Here is a 17,154-nt window from a genome sequence, read left to right as displayed (position 1 = left end):
GGTGCGGAGTCCGCAGGCAACGTCAGGTGATCCGCTGCCTCGCCGCTGTCAGGTAGCCGAGGGCGCTTTCGATCGTCCGAAGACGGGCATAGTCCTTCTCCGGAATTGGAATCTTCAGCTGCTCCGCCAGCGCAATGACAAGGTTGAGAAAGCCGATCGAATCGATGTCGAGCTCCTCGCGAAAATCGACAGCAGGATCGAGCTTCGACAAATCGGCTTCGGGCGCGATATTGCCGATCTGCTGAAGCAGGGCGGCCTTGATCTCGTCACGGTTCATAGCTGCTCCGGGGCCCGTAGAAGGTCCGCAATCGCCCGCAAGAGCAATGCGCCCCGATGGCCGTCGCTGACGCGGTGGTCCGCGGCCAGCGTCAGATGGCAGATCTGCCGCGGCACCACCTTCCCCTCCACCACCCAGGGCTCCACCGCGGGCGTTCCGGCGCCAAGGATGGCCACCTGCGGCGGGTAGATGACCGGCATCACCCAATCGGCGCCGCGTTCGCCGAGGCTGGTCAAGGTCACCGTCGGATCGGCCATCTCGGAGCTGCGAAACCGGCCGGCGCGGACCCGATTGGCGAGATCGCGCATTTGTCCCATGAGCCGATCCAGCGGAAGCTGGTCGGTGTCATGGATGGCAGGTGCGATCAGACCGCCGCCCCGCAAGGCGACCGCCATGCCGACATGGATGGCTCTGGACGGTTCGAAACGGCCGTCCCGGTGGAATCCGTTGAACTCCGGAAACTGGCGAAGGGCCTTCGCCACTGCCTTCAAAAGCAAGGCACCGAACAGCAGGCGGTCTGCCGGCGCGCGATCGGCATTACGCGCTGCAAGCCAGTCGAGGCTGGCTGTGATGTCGGCCGCGTGGCCGATATAATAGTGGGGGATCTCACGTTTCGACCGGGCCATGGCAGCGGCGATCGCCATGCGCATGCCTTCCGGGCCGCTCGGTTTTTGCGGCTCGGGAGCGACGACGGTCCTGGCCGCCGGTCCCGCCGGGGCACGACGCAGGGCCGCCTCGACATCGACAAAGACCACGGCCCCCTCCGGACCGCTGCCTTCGATTCCGGACAGATCGAGGCCATGCTCGGCCGCGAATTTCCGAGCGGCGGGCGATGCCTTGATCTCGCCGCTGGGCAAGGCAGCGAGGACAGCGGGGCGCTCCGCCACCGGCGCTGGCGGAGCCGCCGGCGACGCCTTGGCCATTGCGGGCGATAGTGGCGGCTCCGGCATCGCCTTCTCGCCTTCCGCGCGGATCATCGCCAGGGGCGTTCCGACGGGAACCGTCTGGCCTACCTCCGTCATGAGCCGGTCGACGACGCCCGCCTCGAAAGTCTCGATTTCGATCGCGCCCTTCTGGGTCTCGACGACGGCGAGGATGTCGCCGCTCGCAACCTTGTCGCCGGGCTTCTTCAGCCACTCGACGAGGGTGCCCGCCTCCATGTCCGCCCCCAGGGATGGCATCCGGAAGAGGCCCATCAGCGCCCCACGGCCGCGCGCGCCGCCGCGACAATTCTATCGGGCTGAGGCAGGGCTGCGTCTTCAAGATGCTTGGGATAGGGAATCGGTACCTCGGCGGTGCAGACGCGTCCGACCGGCGCGTCGAGCGACCAGAAGCACTGCTCCATGATCCGCGCCGCCACCTCGCCGGCCAGGCTGCCGGTGCGCCACCCCTCATCGACGATCACGGCGCGACGCGTCCGTTGCACCGAGGCCATCACGGTCGCATCGTCGAGCGGGCGCAGGGAACGCAGATCGATCACCTCCGCGTCGATGCCGAGACCGGCCAATTGCTCGGCGGCGGACAGCGTCTTCCAGAGCGAGCCGCCGTAGGTGACGAGGGTGATATCGCGCCCCGGCCGCCGCACGGCCGCCTTGTCGATTTCGACAGCGCCTGCGTTCTCGGGCAAGGAGCCCGTCATGTTGTAGAGCATGACATTCTCGAAAATCAGGACCGGATCCGGCTCTAGGAGGGCGGTCCAGAGCATGCCACGGGCGTCCTCGACGGTCGCCGGCGCCAGCACGCGGAGACCGGGAATATGCGCATACCAGTTCTCGAGCGAGTGGGAATGCTGCGCCGCCAGCTGCCGGCCCGCCCCCGTCGCCATCCGGATCACGAGAGGAACCGAGAATTGCCCGCCCGACATATGCCGGATGGTCGCGGCGCTGTTGAGGATCTGATCGAGGCAGAGCAGGCTGAAATTGACCGTCATCACCTCGACGATCGGCCGCATGCCGCCCAAGGCGGCACCGATGCCAGCGCCGACGAAGCCTGCCTCCGAGAGCGGCGTATCCCGGATGCGCTCCGGCCCGAATTCGTCCAGGAGCCCCTTGCTGACGGCATAGCAGCCGCCATAGCGGCCCACATCCTCGCCCATGAGGAACGCCTGCGGCAGGCGCTGCAAGGCATCGCGAATGGCCGCCCGCACCGCCTCGCGATAGGTGGTGGTCGCGTTGCCGGAGCCCGCGGCTGCGGTTTGCGTCATGGCACAATCCCGGGCGTCTGCACATCGCGCAACAGGTCCGCTACCGGCTCCCAGCTGCCGGCCTCGGCGAACGCCACTGCGTCCTGAACCTCTCGTGCGACCTCCGCATCGACGGACGCGAGATCGCTTTCATGGAGGATGCCGGCCTCGACCGCCCATCTTTCCAGACGCTCGATCGGACAGCGTTTCTTCCACGCTTCCACCTCCGCCTTGGGCCGGTAGAGCTGGGCGTCGAACATAGAATGGGCCCGGAACCGATAGGTCCGGCATTCGAGAAAGGCCGGGCCGCCGCCTTTGCGAATCGTCTCGAGCGCGCCGCGGGTCGCACTTTCCACCGCGACCACATCCATGCCGTCCACTGCGGTCGATGCCGTGCGATAGCTCTCCGCCTTGCGGTGGATGTCCGTTTCGGATTCCGAGATGGCCAGCGCGGTTCCCATGGCATAGAGATTATTCTCGCAGACGAACAGCACAGGCAATTGCCAGAGGGCCGCCAGGTTCATGCTCTCGTGGAACTCGCCTTCCGCGACCGCACCCTCGCCGAAGAAGCAGACCGTCACATTGGCTCTGTTGTGCATCTTGTCCGCCAGCGCCAACCCCACCGCGATCGGCAACCCGCCGCCGACGATGGCATTGCCGCCATAGAAGCGCGTTGCCGCATCGAACACATGCATGGACCCGCCGCGTCCGCGGCTGCAGCCTTCGCGCTTGCCGTACATCTCGGCCATGAGCGGGCCCATCTTGATTCCGCGCGCCAGCGCATGGCCATGTTCCCGATAGGTCGAGACGATCGCGTCGGTGGGAGCCAGCGCCTGGTTGACTCCGACCGCAATCGCCTCTTCGCCGATATAGAGATGCAGGAACCCTCTGATCTTCTCCTGCGTGTAGAGCTCGGCGCATTTCTCCTCGAAACGACGGATGCGCAACATCTCCTTCGTCAGCGACAAGATGTGGGCTCGGCTTAAATGAGTCTTGGGGGGCATCGATGCCGTCATCGCGTATCGCTTTCCAGCGTCGAGAGGTCGCCCTCGGGCAGGCCGAGCTCGCGCGCCTTGAGCAGGCGGCGCATGATCTTGCCGCTTCGGGTCCGGGGCAGTCCTGCTTTGATATCGATCTCGCGCGGCGCCACTGCGGCCCCAAGACGGATGCGCGCAAAGCCGAGCAGCTCCTTGCGCAGCGCGACGCTGTCCTCGTGACCTTGCTTGAGCACAACGAAGGCTTTGACCGATTCGCCGATGATCGGATCCGGCTTGCCGATGACCGCCGCCTCCACGACCGCGGGGTGCTCCATCAAGGCGCTCTCGACCTCGAACGGGCCGATCAGATGGCCGGCGGACTTGATGACATCGTCCGAGCGGCCGACGAACCAGAAATATCCGTCCTTGTCGCGGGTCGCGAGATCGCCCGAGAGATACCAATCTCCGACGAAACATTTCTCATAGCGTTCCGTCTCGCCGAGATAACCGCGAAACATCGAGGGCCATCCGCGCTTCAAGGCCAGTTCGCCGAGGGTGTCGGGCGCGGTCACCTCGCGTAGCTCACCGTCTCCGGCGCGTTCGACGATCGCCGCTTCGATTCCCGGCAATGGGCGCCCCATCGAGCCCGGCTTGATGTTCATGGCGGCATAGTTCGCAATCATGATTCCGCCCGTCTCTGTCTGCCACCAATTGTCGTGAAACGGCCGGCCGAAGGCGCCAAGGCTCCACACCACCGCTTCCGGGTTCAACGGCTCGCCGACGCTGGAGAGAAATCGCAGCCGCGACAGGTCGAAACCCTCCGCCGGTTTCGGACCCAATCGCATCAGCATCCGGATTGCCGTCGGCGCCGTATACCAGACCGTGACTTTCTGCTCCTGGAGGATCCGGAACCAGCGCAGGGCGTCGAACTCGGCCTCGTCCACGATCATCGTCAGACCGTTGGTCAGCGGGGAAATGATTCCATAAGAAGTACCGGTCACCCAGCCCGGATCGGCCGTGCACCAGAAGATATCGTCGCCGTGAAAATCGAGGGCGTACTGACCGGTCGCATGGTGCGCAACGACCGCCTCATGCACATGAAGCGCGCCCTTGGGTTTGCCGGTCGTCCCGCTGGTGAAATGGAGCAAGGCGATGTCGTCGGGCCTGGTCGGCACGATCGCGAAATCCTCGCTTTCGACCGCCAACGCTGCGTCGAAGTCGAGCGATCCGCCTGAAACAGCTTCGGTCCGCTCCCCGACCAGCACGATGTGCCTTAGCCCTGGCAGCCGGTCGCGGATGGGCGCGACTTTCTTGCGATAATGCGGCTCGGTAGTAACCAGGACGCGGCCGTCGCCCTTCGACAGGCGCGCCTCCACCGGCTCCGGCCCGAAGGCGGAAAAGAGGGGCGAGAAAACGCACCCCGCCTTCACGCTCCCGAGCGCGGCGATGTAGAGAGCGGGTTGGCGGCCCAGCAAGGTGAAGACGCGCTCGCCCGGCTTCAGCCCGAGCCGGACCAGAAGATTGGCAAAGCGATTGGTGGCCCGGCGCAGCCCCTCGTAGCTGAAGTCCTGAATCCGGTCGTCCTTGCCGATCCAGCGCAGGGCCAGCTTGCTGCCCATCCCGGCCCGGACATGGCGGTCGACCGCCTCATAGGCGATGTTGAGCCCGCCGCCGGGCAGACCGCTCAACATGGCCCGCGCGGCCACCCAGGAAAAATCCCGGCAGGCGCCTTCATAGTCGGCCAGCCGTGGCGACACTCCAGACGGTGGCGGTTTGCTGATCGTGGCGAATGGCATCGCCTGCTCCATGGCCCCCTTATTAAAATCTGCGCGGATGTCAAGAGTTCCGCCTTGATCTCGATCAACGTCGCCTACCCGAGCCAGGTCCTAGTCTTCGCAGGAAAGAGTTGGATCCGCAGGAGCCGGGGATGTCAGACACGGATCGAGCCGTACCGGCCGTCGATCCGTGGCTCACGCATCCCTGTCCTCTCACGCCGCCCGCGGATCCGGACGCAGGCCGCCGAGGGAGAAATCGTGAACGCGCATGACATAATGACGACCGACGTCCTGTCGGTGACTCCCGGCGCCGGTGTTCGGGACATCGCGCTGCTCCTGCTCCGCAACGGCATCAGCGCCGTGCCTGTCGTCGATGGCGCGGGTGTCCCGATCGGCATGGTCAGCGAGGGCGACCTCATCGGCCGCAAGGACGCCGAACGGCAGGCTCGCCGCGATTGGTGGCTGACGCTGTTTGCCGAGGGCGAGGCGCTTCATCCGGACTTTCTCGCGACGGTCCAGGCTTCGCCGCAGACAGCCGCAGATGTCATGTCCTCCCCGATCGTCACGGTTGACGAGAACACGCCTGTCGCGGAGATAGCACGGATCCTGTCGGATCACGGGTTCAAGCGCGTGCCGGTACTGCGGGAGGGCCGCATGGTCGGAATCGTGAGCCGCGCCGACCTGGTGAGGGCCATGGCGTCCGAGAACCAGGGAGCGGCGGCAGCCGCGCATACCAGTCGCGCGCCCCGCGAACCGACGCCGGTCCCACGCCACGACAAGCCGGACGCAACTCCCGCGCCAGACCGCGGACCGCCCTCCGCCGCCCCCGGGGCGCAAGCGGATGCGCTGACGGCCCGTCATTTCCGGCACCTGGCCGAGGACTTCAAGGAGATGCAGCTCCGGCAACGCCAGGAATCGCGTCTGGCCGACACGACGAAGCGCCGGCAACGCATGCGGGCGCTCCTGGATGAGCATATCTCGAACGAGGGCTGGAGAACGCTGCTGCAGCATGCCCACCAGGCGGCCGAGCGCGGGCAAACCGAATTTCTGCTGCTTCGTTTCCCGAGCCAGCTCTGCAGCGACGGCGGTCGGGCGATCAATGTCGCCGAGAAGGGCTGGCCGAAAACGCTGCGCGGCGAAGCCGCCGAGATCTACCTCTGGTGGGAGCAGGATCTGAAGCCCGAGGGCTTCCATCTGTCGGCGCGCGTGCTCGATTTCCCCGGCGGCATGCCCGGCGATATCGGCCTCTTCGTCGCCTGGGGGGAATGAGCGCCCGAGGCGCGGCCACCCCGGATCGGCTGGGGCTGGGGCCCCCCGATCCCCCATCCTCGGCTATGCTGCAGGTTGGCGCGAAGTTTAGTTTAGTTTAGTATTCGAGCCGCAAGTCCGCCGATCGCCTTCAATCAGGCAGACAGCCGCAGAGCCGGGGAGAATCGCTCATGAAGAAATTCATCAACAGCGTCGATCAGGTGCTGACCGAAAGCCTGCGCGGCTTCGGCGCGGCCCATCACGATATCGTCCGGGTCCGGATGGATCCGACTTTCGTCGCGCGCGCCGGCGCCCCGGTCAAGGGCAAGGTCGCGCTCATCTCCGGCGGCGGCTCGGGCCATGAGCCGCTCCATGCGGGCTTCGTGGGCAAGGGGATGCTCGATGCCGCCTGCCCCGGCCAGGTCTTCACCTCCTGCACCCCCGACCAGATGGTGGCCGCGGCCGAGGCCGTCGATGGCGGGTCCGGCGTGCTCTTCATCGTGAAGAACTATTCCGGCGACCTGATGAATTTCGAGATGGCCGCCGACATGATCAGCGGCGACCAGGCCACGGTCGTCACCAATGACGACGTCGCGGTCGAGGATTCGACCTACACCACCGGCCGGCGCGGCGTCGCCGGCACGGTCGTGGTGGAGAAGATGGTCGGGGCCGCGGCCGACAAGGGCGCCGATCTCGCCGCCTGCAAGGCACTGGGCGAGCGGGTCAACAAGGCGACGCGCTCGATGGGCGTGGCGCTGACGAGCTGCACCGTGCCCGCCGCCGGCAAGCCCACCTTCCAGCTCGGCGAGGACGAGGTCGAGATGGGTGTGGGTATCCATGGCGAGCCCGGCCGCAAGCGGGTCAAGCTCGAGAAGGCCGATGCCATCGCGCATACGCTGATGAGCGCGATCGATGGCGACCTGAAGCCCAAGGCGGGTGCCCCTCACCTCCTCTTCGTCAACGGCTTCGGCGGCACACCCTCGATGGAGCTCTATCTCATATATGACGCGGCCCGGCGCTATTGCGAGGCCAGGAACATCAAGATCGCCCGCTCGCTGGTCGGCAATTACGTGACGTCCCTGGAGATGCAGGGCTGCTCTCTCACTCTCGTGGCGCTCGACGACGAGCTGATCAAGCTGTGGGACCACCCGGTGCACACGGCGGCGCTGCGTTGGGGCGTGTGAGACCGTTCCAAAGATCTCATTCGCCCAACAAAAAGTTGTCATCCCCGCGAAAGCGGGGAACCATCCTTCAACCGACGCCGCTGGATCGAGTTGGGCCCCCGCTTTCGCGGGGGTGACGATAGGATTTTACCCCCGCTTCTGCCCCAGCTTCGCGATCTGCTTCGCGAATTGCCTGACGATCTCGTCGACCGCCTCGTCGAACCTGGCGTCGCCGCTGCTGGGGAGCTCGATCTCGAGCTTTCTGGCACCCGACGCTTTGCGCGCGGGTGTCCCCTTCTCCGCCGACTGGTTCGGGTGGGCCTCGCCATAGGCGGCGAGGAAGGTCTTTCGCTCGACCGGCGAGAAATGGCAGATGCGGAAGATGGTCTCGAGATGGCGCGCCGGGATCGGGATCGAATAGGACGGATTGGTGATCTGCGAGACGAAGCTGCGATGCTTGCCCATGGCGCGCGCGATCTGGAGGCGCATGCCGGATGGACGCCGGTCCAGATATTCCTGCAGCAGCCGCTTATAGGCCGCGACCCGTTCCTCGCGTGCCGGTGCCCCCCGGCTGTTGCGCTGATCGTCAGCCATAGGCGGCGATCTGCGCCTTGGCGCGGGCGAGGCGCGCCGGCGCGACCGACACCGCGCGCAGGCCGGTGTCGAGCAGGGCCGGGAGATATTTCGGATCCGAGGCCATGTCGCCGCAGAGGCTGACCTCGCGACCCACCAGCCTGCCATGCTGCGCGACGCGGCGGATGAGCTCGAGAACGCCCGGCTCCAGCGGATCGTAGAGATCGCGCACGGAATCGCAGTCGCGGCCCGCCGCGGTCACGTATTGCACCAGATCGTTGCTGCCGATCGAGAAGAAGTCGGCGTCGAAGGCGGCGATATTGAGGGCGGCCGCCGGCACCTCGACCATCATGCCGAGCCGGGGCATCGCCGCCGCCGTTCCTTCGGCGGCGAGCTCCGCCACCACCGTCTCGAACAGGGCTCGGGTCGCTTCCAGTTCCTGGGGCCGCGTCACCATGGGCAGCATGACCTTGAGATTGCCTTCGACCGCGGCGCGCGCCAGGGCCCGAAGCTGGACCCGGAACACATCGGGGCGCGCCAGCGACAGCCGCAGGCCGCGCAGACCCAAGAATGGGTTCAATTCGCCATCCGGAGTCAATCCCGGGATCGGCTTGTCACCGCCGGCATCGAGGGTGCGGATGGTGACCGGCCGCCCCTTCGCCCATTGCAGCAGGGCCTTATAGGCGCCGAACTGACGTCCTTCGCCCGGCAGGCCGCCTTCGCCCGAGAACAGGAACTCGGTGCGGGTCAGCCCCACCCCGTCGCAAGTCGCCGGATCGATCGCAGGCAAGGCATGCGGATCGTCGACATTGATGTAGGTGAGGACCGGCTCTCCCGCGCGGGTCATGGCGGGCTTGCCGAGATAGACCGCCTGCAGCTTGGCCTCCGCCGTGCGCTCGGCGGCGCGACGCTGATAGCGGGCGCGGGTCTCGGCCGACGGGTCCTGGATCAGTTGCCCGGCCTCGGCATCGAGGATCGCCTCGGCGCCGTCGACCAGCATGGATTCGTTGGCGGCCAACCCCACCACCAGCGGCACGCCGCGGGCCCGGGCCAGGATCGCCACATGGCTGGCGCTGCTGCCCCGGACGACGGCACCGCCGCGATAGCGTTCCCAATCGAGCTCCAGGAAGCGCGACGGGGCGAGATCGGCACCGACATAGATGGCGCCCGCCTCGGCCGCCGCATCGTCATCGCCGCCGCCCGCGAGCTGCTCCGCGACGCGGTCGCGCAGATCGGCCATGTCGAGAGCCCGCGCCCGGAAATACTCGTCTTCGGCGTCCTGATAATCCGCCACCTGCTTGTCCATCATCTGCTGCCAGGCGACCGCGGCGGCTTCCCCGGCCGCGATGCGCTGGCGCACGGGATCGAGCAGTTCGTCGTCGGCCAGCAGCGCCGCCTGGAACTCGAGGATGGACGCGGCCTCTTCCTCCGCGCCTCCGATCAACCGCTCCAGCTGCGCCGCCGCCGCCAGGCAGGCGGCGTCGAGCCGCGCGCTCTCCTGCTCGGGCGTTCCCCTGGGGACCGCCGTGAGCGTCCGCATGCGCCGCAGCGCGATCCGGCCGATGGCCAATCCCTCGGACGCAACCTGGGCCGGGAAGGTCCGTTCAGGCCGCGTGCTCATCGAAATCGCGCTCGACCAGGCCGACCAGCGCTTCCAGCGCCTGGCTGGCATCCGGTCCATCGGCCTTGAAGAAGATGGTCGTGCCCATGCGAAGCTTGAGGCCCATCACCCGCACGATGCTCTTGGCATCGACCCAATCCTCGGCCCCTTCCCCGCGCACCCGGATATCGGCTTCGAAGCTCTTGGCGAGCTTGGTGAGCTTCACCGACGGCCGCGCATGCAGGCCCACCTGATGGGTGATGAGGATCGAGCGTTCGGTGGCGTCGGGCATCGTGGTTCTCGGGACCGTCATCGGGGCGATAGTTCTTCGGCGGTGGCGCGAACGGCCTGCAGACTGCCGCCGCCCGCGGCTTCGGTCGCGGCCATGACCGCACCTTCGACGATCGGTGCGTTGCAGACCACGACCTTGTCGCGGCGGTCCTCGGGCAGCATCTCGATCGCCATCTCGCTGTTGCTCTCCGCCCCGCCGAGATCGACCAGGATCGCGACACCCTTGGGCGACCACGCCTTGTCGATCGCGGCCAGGATCGAGGCCACGTCGGTGCCGAGCCCGCCGGCCGGGTTGCCGCCGCTGAAGGCCATGGGTATCTCGTTGCCGACCATCTGGCGCACCATGTCGATGGTGCCCTTGGCGACTTCATGCGAGTGGGACACCACCACGATGCCCACCCGATCGGTCATGCTTTCCGCGCGTTTCATGTTCTCAAGGACTCCGCGACCGCGTCGCACACCGCATGGATCAACAACTGGCTCGAGCGGGCGCCCGGATCGAGATGGCCGATCGACCGGTCGCCCAGGAAGGAAGCGCGGCCCTTGGTGGCCTTCATCGGCTTGGTGCGCTCGAGCGCGGCATCGGCCGCGGCGCGCAGGCCTGCCATCGTCTCGGCCGCCGGCGCATGGCGCGACAGCTTGCCGGCGAGCGCCTCGCTCACCGGCACCAGCACGTCCAGCATGGTCTTCTCGCCCACATCCGACTTGCCGCGCTTCTTCACTGCCGCGATGCCTTCGGTCAGCATCGCCTGGACCTGCTCGCCTTGCGTGGGGTCACCCACGACGGCCTTGCCCATCGCCATCAGCAGGCTGCCGAAGAGCGGCCCGGACGCGCCGCCGACCTTCATGACCAGGGTCATGCCCGCCTTCTGCAGCGCGTCGCCCAGCGGCAGTGTCCTGATCTCGGCCGCCTCGGCGATGGCGTCGAAGCCCCGCTTCATGTTGATGCCATGATCGCCGTCGCCGATCGCCTGATCGAGGCCGGTCAGCTCGTCGGCATGGTTGCGGATCGTCGTCACCGCGGCGTCGACCAGGCGTCCGGTCAATTCATGTGCCATGGCGCAGCTCTCCCCGGTCGGGCCGTTCGCTGCGCGCCGCCCAAGGCAGGCGCCGGCCCTCGCGATCGAAGAACAGGGTGGTGCCCGGAATGACCCGCACCGTGGTGCTGTCCTGCGGGCGGAGCATCGGACCCGGTCCCGCCAGCGCATGGACGCGCGAGCCCGCCACCTCGAGCAGGATTACGGTCTCCGCACCCAGCGGCTCGACGGTCAGGACCCGGCCCGCCCCGCCGCCCCCGCCCAGGACCACATCCTCGGGCCGCACGCCGATGGTGGCGGCACCCGCCGGCCCGTCCATGATGCCGAGCGATCCCACCGGAAGCTCGTTGATCTGCGGCGAGCCGAGGCGGTTGGCGACATAGAGGCTGTCGGGCTCGGCATAGATCTGGCGCGGCGTGCCGATCTGCACGAGCGCCCCTTCGCGCAACACGCCGATCCGGTCGGCCATGGTCATGGCCTCGACCTGGTCGTGGGTCACATAGAGGATGGTGGCGCCGAGATCGAGCTGGATGCGCTTCATCTCGATGCGCAGGTCGGCGCGCAGCTTCGCATCCAGCGAAGAGAGCGGCTCGTCCATCAGGAACACGGCCGGTTCGCGCACCAGCGCGCGGCCGATCGCGACACGCTGCATCTCGCCGCCGGAGAGATGGGTCGCCTTGTTCTTGAGCTTGGGCTCGATCCGCAGCAGCGAGGCCACGGCGCGCACCCGCTCCTCGACCTGGGGCTCGGGCAGGCGCCGCAAGGGCGAACGCAGCGGAAAGGCCAGATTGTCGAACACGGTGTAATGCGGATAGAGCGAGAACTGCTGGAACACCATGGCGACGTCGCGCGCCGCCGGCTCCAGCCTCGTCACGTCGATCCCGGCGATCGAGATCGAGCCGGCCTCGGCACGCTCCAGCCCCGAGACCAGCCGCAAGGTCGTGGTCTTGCCGGCGCCGGTCGGGCCCAGCAGCACCACGAACTCGCTGTCGGCGACCGTCAGCGACAGATCGCGGACCGCGGTGACGGGCCCGAACTTCTTGGTGACCTGGTTGAGGACGACCTCAGCCATGGGCCGCCCTCCGGCTCGCGAGCGGCGCGCCGTTCATGAGGTCGCTGGCGAGCGCGCGCTCGGTGCGCCCGTCGAACAGCACCAGCGCCTCGCTCCGGAACTCGATTCCCACCGTATCGCCCACTTTCGCCCGCCCCGTATTGGCCGCCCTCACCTTGATACGGCCGGCCGAGCTATCCACCGTGACCAATTGGCGCGCACCCAGATATTCGACGCCGAAGACGCGGCCGCGGAAGGCCGCCGCATCGGCCAGCTCCAGATGCTCCGGTCTTGCGCCCAGCACGCCGCGATCATGCGCCAATGGTTCATGCAGCTTCGGGATCGAGACGTTGGCGCCGTTGACCGCCACCGTCTGCGCCCCGGCCGCAACCGGTCCCGAGATGGGCAGGAAGTTCATGGCCGGGCTGCCAATGAAGCCCGCGACGAACATGGTGGCCGGGCGCTGATAGACCTCGTTGGGCGGGCCGGCCTGGAGGATCTCGCCCTTGTCCATGACCGCGATCTGGTCGGCCATCGACATGGCCTCGATCTGGTCGTGCGTGACATAGACCGTGGTGGCGCCGATCCGGTCATGGAGCTGGCGCAGCTCCTCGCGCATCAGGTCGCGGAACTCGGCGTCGAGCGTGCCCAGGGGCTCGTCCATCAGGAAGGCCTTGGGCCGGCGGATGATCGCGCGCCCCAGCGCCACGCGCTGGCGGTCGCCGCCCGCGAGCCGCCCGACCGGCGACTTCAACAGATGCTCGATGCGCAGGAGCCTCGCCACTTCGGCGACCTGCTTCCTGATCTCGGCACGCGCCACGCCCTCGCTCTTGAGCGGGAAGGCCAGGTTCTGGCCCACATTCATGTGCGGATAGAGGGCGAAGAGCTGGAACACAAAGGCGATGTCGCGCTTCGAGGCGCGCAGGAAAGTCACGTCCTCGCCGTCGAGAAGAATGCGCCCGGAGGTCGGGATCTCCAGGCCCGCGATCATCCGCAGGGTGGTGGTCTTGCCGCAGCCGGAGGGGCCCAGCAGCACGAAGAAATCGCCGTTGCGGACGGTCAGGTTGGAATCGCGCACGGCCACGAAGTCGCCGAAGCGCCGATGCAGGTTTTCGATGCGGATCTCGGCCATCCGCCTACTCCGGAAAATGGCTGACGATCACGAACATGAGCGTACCCACGAGGATGACCGAGAAGGAATAGGTGAAAAGGACCAGCGCCACCGGCTGCATCAGCATGATCACGCCGGCCGCGATCAGGCAGCAGGCGAAATTCTCCAGCGGCCCCCGCTTGAGCCACCGGCGCCAGCCGGGTTTTTCGGCGGTCTGCATCGTCATTTGCGCACCGCGCCGAAAGTGATGCCGCGCAGCAAGTGCTTGCGCAGGATGATGGTGAAGATGACGATCGGCAGCAGGAACAGGGTGGTCCCGGCGCCCACGGCCGGCCAGTCGAGCCCACCCTCGCCGATGATGGTCGGGATGAAGGGCGGCGCCGTCTGCGCCGTGCCGCTGGTGAGCAGCAGGGCGAAGGCATATTCGTTCCAGGAGAAGATCAGGCAGAAGATCGCCGTGGCGGCGATCCCCGTCACCGCCTGCGGCAGCACCGCCATGCGGAAGGCCTGGAAGCGGGTATAGCCGTCGATCATCGCCGCCTCCTCATATTCGGGCGGGATCTCGTCGATGAAGCCCTTCAGCAGCCAGACCGCGAGGCTGATATTGACGGCCGTGTAGAGAATGATCAGCCCCAGATGCGTATCGCTCAGCCCCAGCACGCGATACATCAGATAGATCGGGATCGCGACCGCGATCGGCGGCATCATGCGGGTCGAGAGGATGAAGAACAGCAGGTCGTCCTTGATCGGCACCTTGAAGCGCGAGAAGCCGTAGGCCGCGAGCGTGCCGAGGAAGACCGCGAGGAAGGTCGAGCCGAACCCCACGATCAGCGAGTTGATATAGCGACCGCCGATGGGCGACGGACCCGCGATCACCATGTTGCGGGTGCGCACCAGCGCGTCGTACCAGGTCTCCGGCGGCGGTAGGCTCTGCATATATTCCGGCGTCTGCCGCGTCCGGGTGGTGAAGAGGTTCACATAGCCCTCGAGCGAGGGCGAGAAGAACACCTTCGGCGGATAGGCGATCGCGTCGGGCGGCGTCTTGAAGCCGGTCATGACGATCCAGAGCAGCGGGATCGACGCCACCAGCGCATAGAGGACGACCAGCCCGCCGGACAGCCACTTGGTCCGGGCCGTCGGTTCGAGAACCGTGCGGGCGCTGTCGGCAGCGGCGCTCATCGCTGCTTCACCTTGTTGAGGATCTTCACATAGATGTTCGCGGCCCCGAACACGGTCACGAACAGGATGATGGCGAAGGCCGAGCTGTAGCCGGTGCGCCAGTTCTCGAAGGCCTCGCGCTTGAGATTGATCGAGGCCAGCTCCGTGGCCGAGCCGGGCCCGCCCGAGGTGAGGTCGACCACCATGTCGAACATCTTGAAGTTTTCGATGGCGCGGAACAGAACCGCCAGCATCAGGAAGGGCAGCACCATCGGCACGGTGATGTGCCAGAACTGGCGCCAATGCGAGGCGCGGTCGATCTCGGCCGCCTCATAGATGTAATCGGGAATGGAGCGCAGGCCCGCGAGGCAGATCAGCATCACATAGGGCGTCCACATCCAGGTATCGACCAGCACGATCGCCCAGGGTGCCAGATCGACGTCGCCGATCATGGTGAAGCTGTCCGGCTCGATGCCGGCGAAGAAGGCGATGATGTAGTTGAAGATGCCGGCCTGAGGCTGGAACAGATAGGTCCAGAAGTAGCCCACAACGGCGGGCGACAGCATCATCGGCAACAGAATGACGGTGGTCCAGGTCGCATGACCCTTGAAGCGCTTGTTGATCAGGAGCGCCAGGCCGAATCCCAGCAGCACCTGGAGCGCGATCGAGAAGACGACGAAATGGGCGGTCGCCTGCAGATAGCCCCAGATGTCGTCGCTGCCGAGGATCTGCTCGTAATTGCGCAAGCCCACCCACTTGACGGGGACGCCGGGCTTGTTGGCGCGGTAGTTGGTGAAGCTCAGATAGATCGCCCAGATCAACGGGAAGATGTTGATCGCCAGCAGCAGCAAAATCGTCGGCGAGATGAAGAGCCAGGCTATCGACCGGTCGCTCAACCCCTTCAGCTTGCCGCCGATCGCCGGGGCGGACCGGGCCCGCCTGGGTCGCTCCGCTTGAGCGACGCCGCCAGGGGGCGCGATGTTGGTTGCGTCGGTCATATCGAGACGTGTCCCAAGGAAATCCCGTTCGTCCTGCAGCCGTCCGCCGCCGGGCCCGGCCAGTACCCTTGCGGATACGGACCGGATTCCGGCGTAAGACGCGATGCTATTCGGTCAGTTTGCCGTCGTCGATGAAGACCTGCTTCCAGTCGGCGACCAGCTTGTCGAGCGCTTCCTGCGCCGTGCCCTTGTCGGCCACGACGTAGTCATGCACGCGCTTCTGCATCGCCTGGAGGAGCTCGGCGTAGGTCGGCTCCTGCCAGAAATCCTGGACATGGCTCATCGCCTGGAGGAAGTCCGCCGCGAACGGCGCGGATTTCGGGAAATCAGGTGCCTCGAGCACCGCCTTGGCGCAGGAATAGCCACCCAGCTTCCACCACTTCTGCTGGACGTCGGGCTGGGCGAACCACTTCAGATATTCGAGGGCCAGATCCTTCTTGTCGGAATAGCTGACCACCGAGATGCCCTGGCCGCCGAGCGTGGAGGCCTCGACCTTCTCCATTGGATTGACGAAGAAGCCCGACTTGTCGCCGCCGACATCCGGATCCTTGGCGATGCCGGGGAAGAAGGCAAACCAGTTCATCTGCATCGCCACCTGGCCCGACTTGTAGGCGTCGAGATTGGCGGTCATGTAGGCGTCTGAGTGACCCGGCGGGACGCAGCATTTATAGAGCGACTTGTAGAACTCGAGCGCCTTCACGGCGTCCGGGCTGTTGACGAACCCGTCCATGTGATAGGGCTGCTTGGGATCCTGATACTGGAAGCCCCAGGCATAGAGCGCCGCGGTCACGCCCATGGTGATGCCCTCGGAGCCGCGCTCCGTGTAGATCGCCATGCCATAGACCTTCTTGCCGTCGATCTCCCGACCCTGGAAGAACTCGCCGACCTGCTTGAGCTCGTCCCAGGTCTTGGGCGGGCCCAGGTCGCGGCCGTATTTCGCCTTGAACTCGGCCTGAAGCTCCGGCCTTGCGAACCAATCCTTGCGGTAGACCCAGCCGAGCGCATCGCCCATCGCCGGCAAGGCCCAGTAATTCGGCGTTCCCTTGGGCCAGGTCGAATAGCCATAGACCGCGGCCGGCAGGAAGTCGTCCATCTTGATGCCGTTCTTGTCGAAGAAGTCGTTGAGCTTGACATAGTGGCCATAGGTGGCGGCGCCACCGATCCACTGGCTGTCACCGATCAACAGGTCGCAGAGCTTGCCCTTCGAGTTCAGCTCGTTCAGGAAGCGGTCGGCAAAATGCTCCCACGGCACGAACTCGAATTTCATCTGAATGCCGGTCTTGGTCGTGAAGTCCTTCGACAACTCGACCAGCGCGTTGGCCGGATCCCAAGCCGCCCAGCAGAGCGTGATCTGCTTGTCTTCGGCTTGAGCGTTGCCGACTCCGATGCCCGCGATGCCTGCCGCCAGAGCCGCGGCCGCCAGGCATGTTTTCCACAATCGCATTGAGCGATCCTCCCCAGTTGTGTGAGACGGCCCGGCTTCTTAAGAGTCCGGGCCCGACGCAGTTTTCGCGATCCGCGCGATCTTTTTCTTGTTCGGGCCTCGTCGTCGATCCGAGGACGGTCGCTGAGAACCCGCTGCTCTCATGTTGAGCTGAGTGAACCTATACTCAACTAAACTAAACATGCGTCAAGCCAACCGTCTCGCGAGTGCGAAGTCGCGCTGCAGCATAGCGCGTGAAGCTTGCCATCCGACGCAGGGGATGATCGACG

18 protein-coding genes are annotated in these 17,154 nt (G+C 66.2%); 2 read left to right on the top strand and 16 right to left on the bottom strand.

What is annotated here, in order from left to right; all coding sequences use genetic code 11:
* Positions 1–22: 22 nt before the first annotated feature.
* Genes FRZ44_RS08455 through acsA form a run of 5 tightly spaced genes read right to left on the bottom strand, consistent with a single transcriptional unit; the run spans position 23 to position 5,232 of the window.
* On the bottom strand, positions 23–277 hold the full coding sequence (locus FRZ44_RS08455; RefSeq protein ID WP_151176774.1) for an acyl carrier protein: 255 nt from the start codon (positions 275–277) through the stop codon (positions 23–25).
* A complete protein-coding gene (locus FRZ44_RS08450) occupies positions 274–1,458 on the bottom strand; it encodes a dihydrolipoamide acetyltransferase family protein (RefSeq protein WP_225308694.1) in 1,185 nt (394 codons plus the stop codon). Before FRZ44_RS08450 ends, FRZ44_RS08455 begins: the two co-directional genes overlap by 4 nt.
* Positions 1,459–1,472: 14 nt before the next feature.
* The gene (locus FRZ44_RS08445; protein WP_151176772.1) at positions 1,473–2,480 is read right to left on the bottom strand and encodes an alpha-ketoacid dehydrogenase subunit beta; all 1,008 of its coding nucleotides are present in this window, start codon (positions 2,478–2,480) and stop codon (positions 1,473–1,475) included.
* On the bottom strand, positions 2,477–3,427 hold the full coding sequence (gene pdhA, locus FRZ44_RS08440; RefSeq protein WP_263641912.1) for a pyruvate dehydrogenase (acetyl-transferring) E1 component subunit alpha: 951 nt from the start codon (positions 3,425–3,427) through the stop codon (positions 2,477–2,479). The genes FRZ44_RS08445 and pdhA overlap by 4 nt, the downstream gene beginning before the upstream one ends.
* 44 nt (positions 3,428–3,471) lie before the next feature.
* Entirely contained in the window at positions 3,472–5,232 is a 1,761-nt protein-coding gene (acsA, locus tag FRZ44_RS08435) for an acetate--CoA ligase (protein ID WP_151176770.1), read from the bottom strand.
* Between the two features lie 54 nt (positions 5,233–5,286).
* Between acsA and FRZ44_RS08430 the strand changes: the two genes are divergently transcribed.
* Together FRZ44_RS08430 and dhaK are read left to right on the top strand one after the other, a co-directional pair.
* On the top strand, positions 5,287–6,480 hold the full coding sequence (locus FRZ44_RS08430) for a CBS domain-containing protein (RefSeq protein ID WP_225308601.1): 1,194 nt from the start codon (positions 5,287–5,289) through the stop codon (positions 6,478–6,480).
* A 170-nt stretch (positions 6,481–6,650) separates the two neighbouring features.
* Positions 6,651–7,643 (top strand): dihydroxyacetone kinase subunit DhaK, encoded by a 993-nt coding sequence (gene dhaK, locus FRZ44_RS08425; RefSeq protein ID WP_151176769.1) that lies wholly within the window; start codon positions 6,651–6,653, stop codon positions 7,641–7,643.
* Between the two features lie 126 nt (positions 7,644–7,769).
* Here dhaK and FRZ44_RS08420 read toward each other — a convergent pair whose 3' ends face one another.
* The 11 genes from FRZ44_RS08420 to FRZ44_RS08370 form a co-directional block, all read right to left on the bottom strand.
* Positions 7,770–8,216, bottom strand: a complete 447-nt coding sequence (locus FRZ44_RS08420) for a hypothetical protein (protein WP_151176768.1) — start codon at positions 8,214–8,216, stop codon at positions 7,770–7,772.
* Positions 8,209–9,816 (bottom strand): phosphoenolpyruvate--protein phosphotransferase, encoded by a 1,608-nt coding sequence (gene ptsP / locus FRZ44_RS08415; protein WP_151176767.1) that lies wholly within the window; start codon positions 9,814–9,816, stop codon positions 8,209–8,211. Before ptsP ends, FRZ44_RS08420 begins: the two co-directional genes overlap by 8 nt.
* A complete protein-coding gene (locus FRZ44_RS08410; RefSeq protein WP_225308600.1) occupies positions 9,800–10,108 on the bottom strand; it encodes an HPr family phosphocarrier protein in 309 nt (102 codons plus the stop codon). Before FRZ44_RS08410 ends, ptsP begins: the two co-directional genes overlap by 17 nt.
* Positions 10,105–10,515, bottom strand: a complete 411-nt coding sequence (gene dhaM, locus FRZ44_RS08405) for a dihydroxyacetone kinase phosphoryl donor subunit DhaM (RefSeq protein ID WP_225308599.1) — start codon at positions 10,513–10,515, stop codon at positions 10,105–10,107. The genes FRZ44_RS08410 and dhaM overlap by 4 nt, the downstream gene beginning before the upstream one ends.
* On the bottom strand, positions 10,512–11,144 hold the full coding sequence (gene dhaL / locus FRZ44_RS08400) for a dihydroxyacetone kinase subunit DhaL (protein WP_151176766.1): 633 nt from the start codon (positions 11,142–11,144) through the stop codon (positions 10,512–10,514). The genes dhaM and dhaL overlap by 4 nt, the downstream gene beginning before the upstream one ends.
* The gene (locus FRZ44_RS08395) at positions 11,134–12,195 is read right to left on the bottom strand and encodes an ABC transporter ATP-binding protein (protein WP_151176765.1); all 1,062 of its coding nucleotides are present in this window, start codon (positions 12,193–12,195) and stop codon (positions 11,134–11,136) included. Before FRZ44_RS08395 ends, dhaL begins: the two co-directional genes overlap by 11 nt.
* Complete coding sequence (locus FRZ44_RS08390) at positions 12,188–13,306, bottom strand: ABC transporter ATP-binding protein (protein WP_151176764.1); 1,119 nt, start codon at positions 13,304–13,306, stop codon at positions 12,188–12,190. The genes FRZ44_RS08395 and FRZ44_RS08390 overlap by 8 nt, the downstream gene beginning before the upstream one ends.
* Before the next feature lie 4 nt (positions 13,307–13,310).
* Positions 13,311–13,511 (bottom strand): hypothetical protein, encoded by a 201-nt coding sequence (locus FRZ44_RS08385; protein ID WP_191908483.1) that lies wholly within the window; start codon positions 13,509–13,511, stop codon positions 13,311–13,313.
* Positions 13,508–14,464, bottom strand: a complete 957-nt coding sequence (locus FRZ44_RS08380) for a carbohydrate ABC transporter permease (RefSeq protein ID WP_151176763.1) — start codon at positions 14,462–14,464, stop codon at positions 13,508–13,510. Before FRZ44_RS08380 ends, FRZ44_RS08385 begins: the two co-directional genes overlap by 4 nt.
* The gene (locus FRZ44_RS08375; protein ID WP_151176762.1) at positions 14,461–15,441 is read right to left on the bottom strand and encodes a carbohydrate ABC transporter permease; all 981 of its coding nucleotides are present in this window, start codon (positions 15,439–15,441) and stop codon (positions 14,461–14,463) included. The genes FRZ44_RS08380 and FRZ44_RS08375 overlap by 4 nt, the downstream gene beginning before the upstream one ends.
* 106 nt (positions 15,442–15,547) lie before the next feature.
* Positions 15,548–16,885, bottom strand: a complete 1,338-nt coding sequence (locus FRZ44_RS08370) for an ABC transporter substrate-binding protein (protein ID WP_151176761.1) — start codon at positions 16,883–16,885, stop codon at positions 15,548–15,550.
* Positions 16,886–17,154 lie beyond the last annotated feature (269 nt).

This window comes from Hypericibacter terrae (assembly GCF_008728855.1).
Classification (GTDB): Bacteria; Pseudomonadota; Alphaproteobacteria; order Dongiales; family Dongiaceae; genus Hypericibacter; species Hypericibacter terrae.
This window is presented reverse-complemented; position numbering and strand designations above follow the sequence as displayed.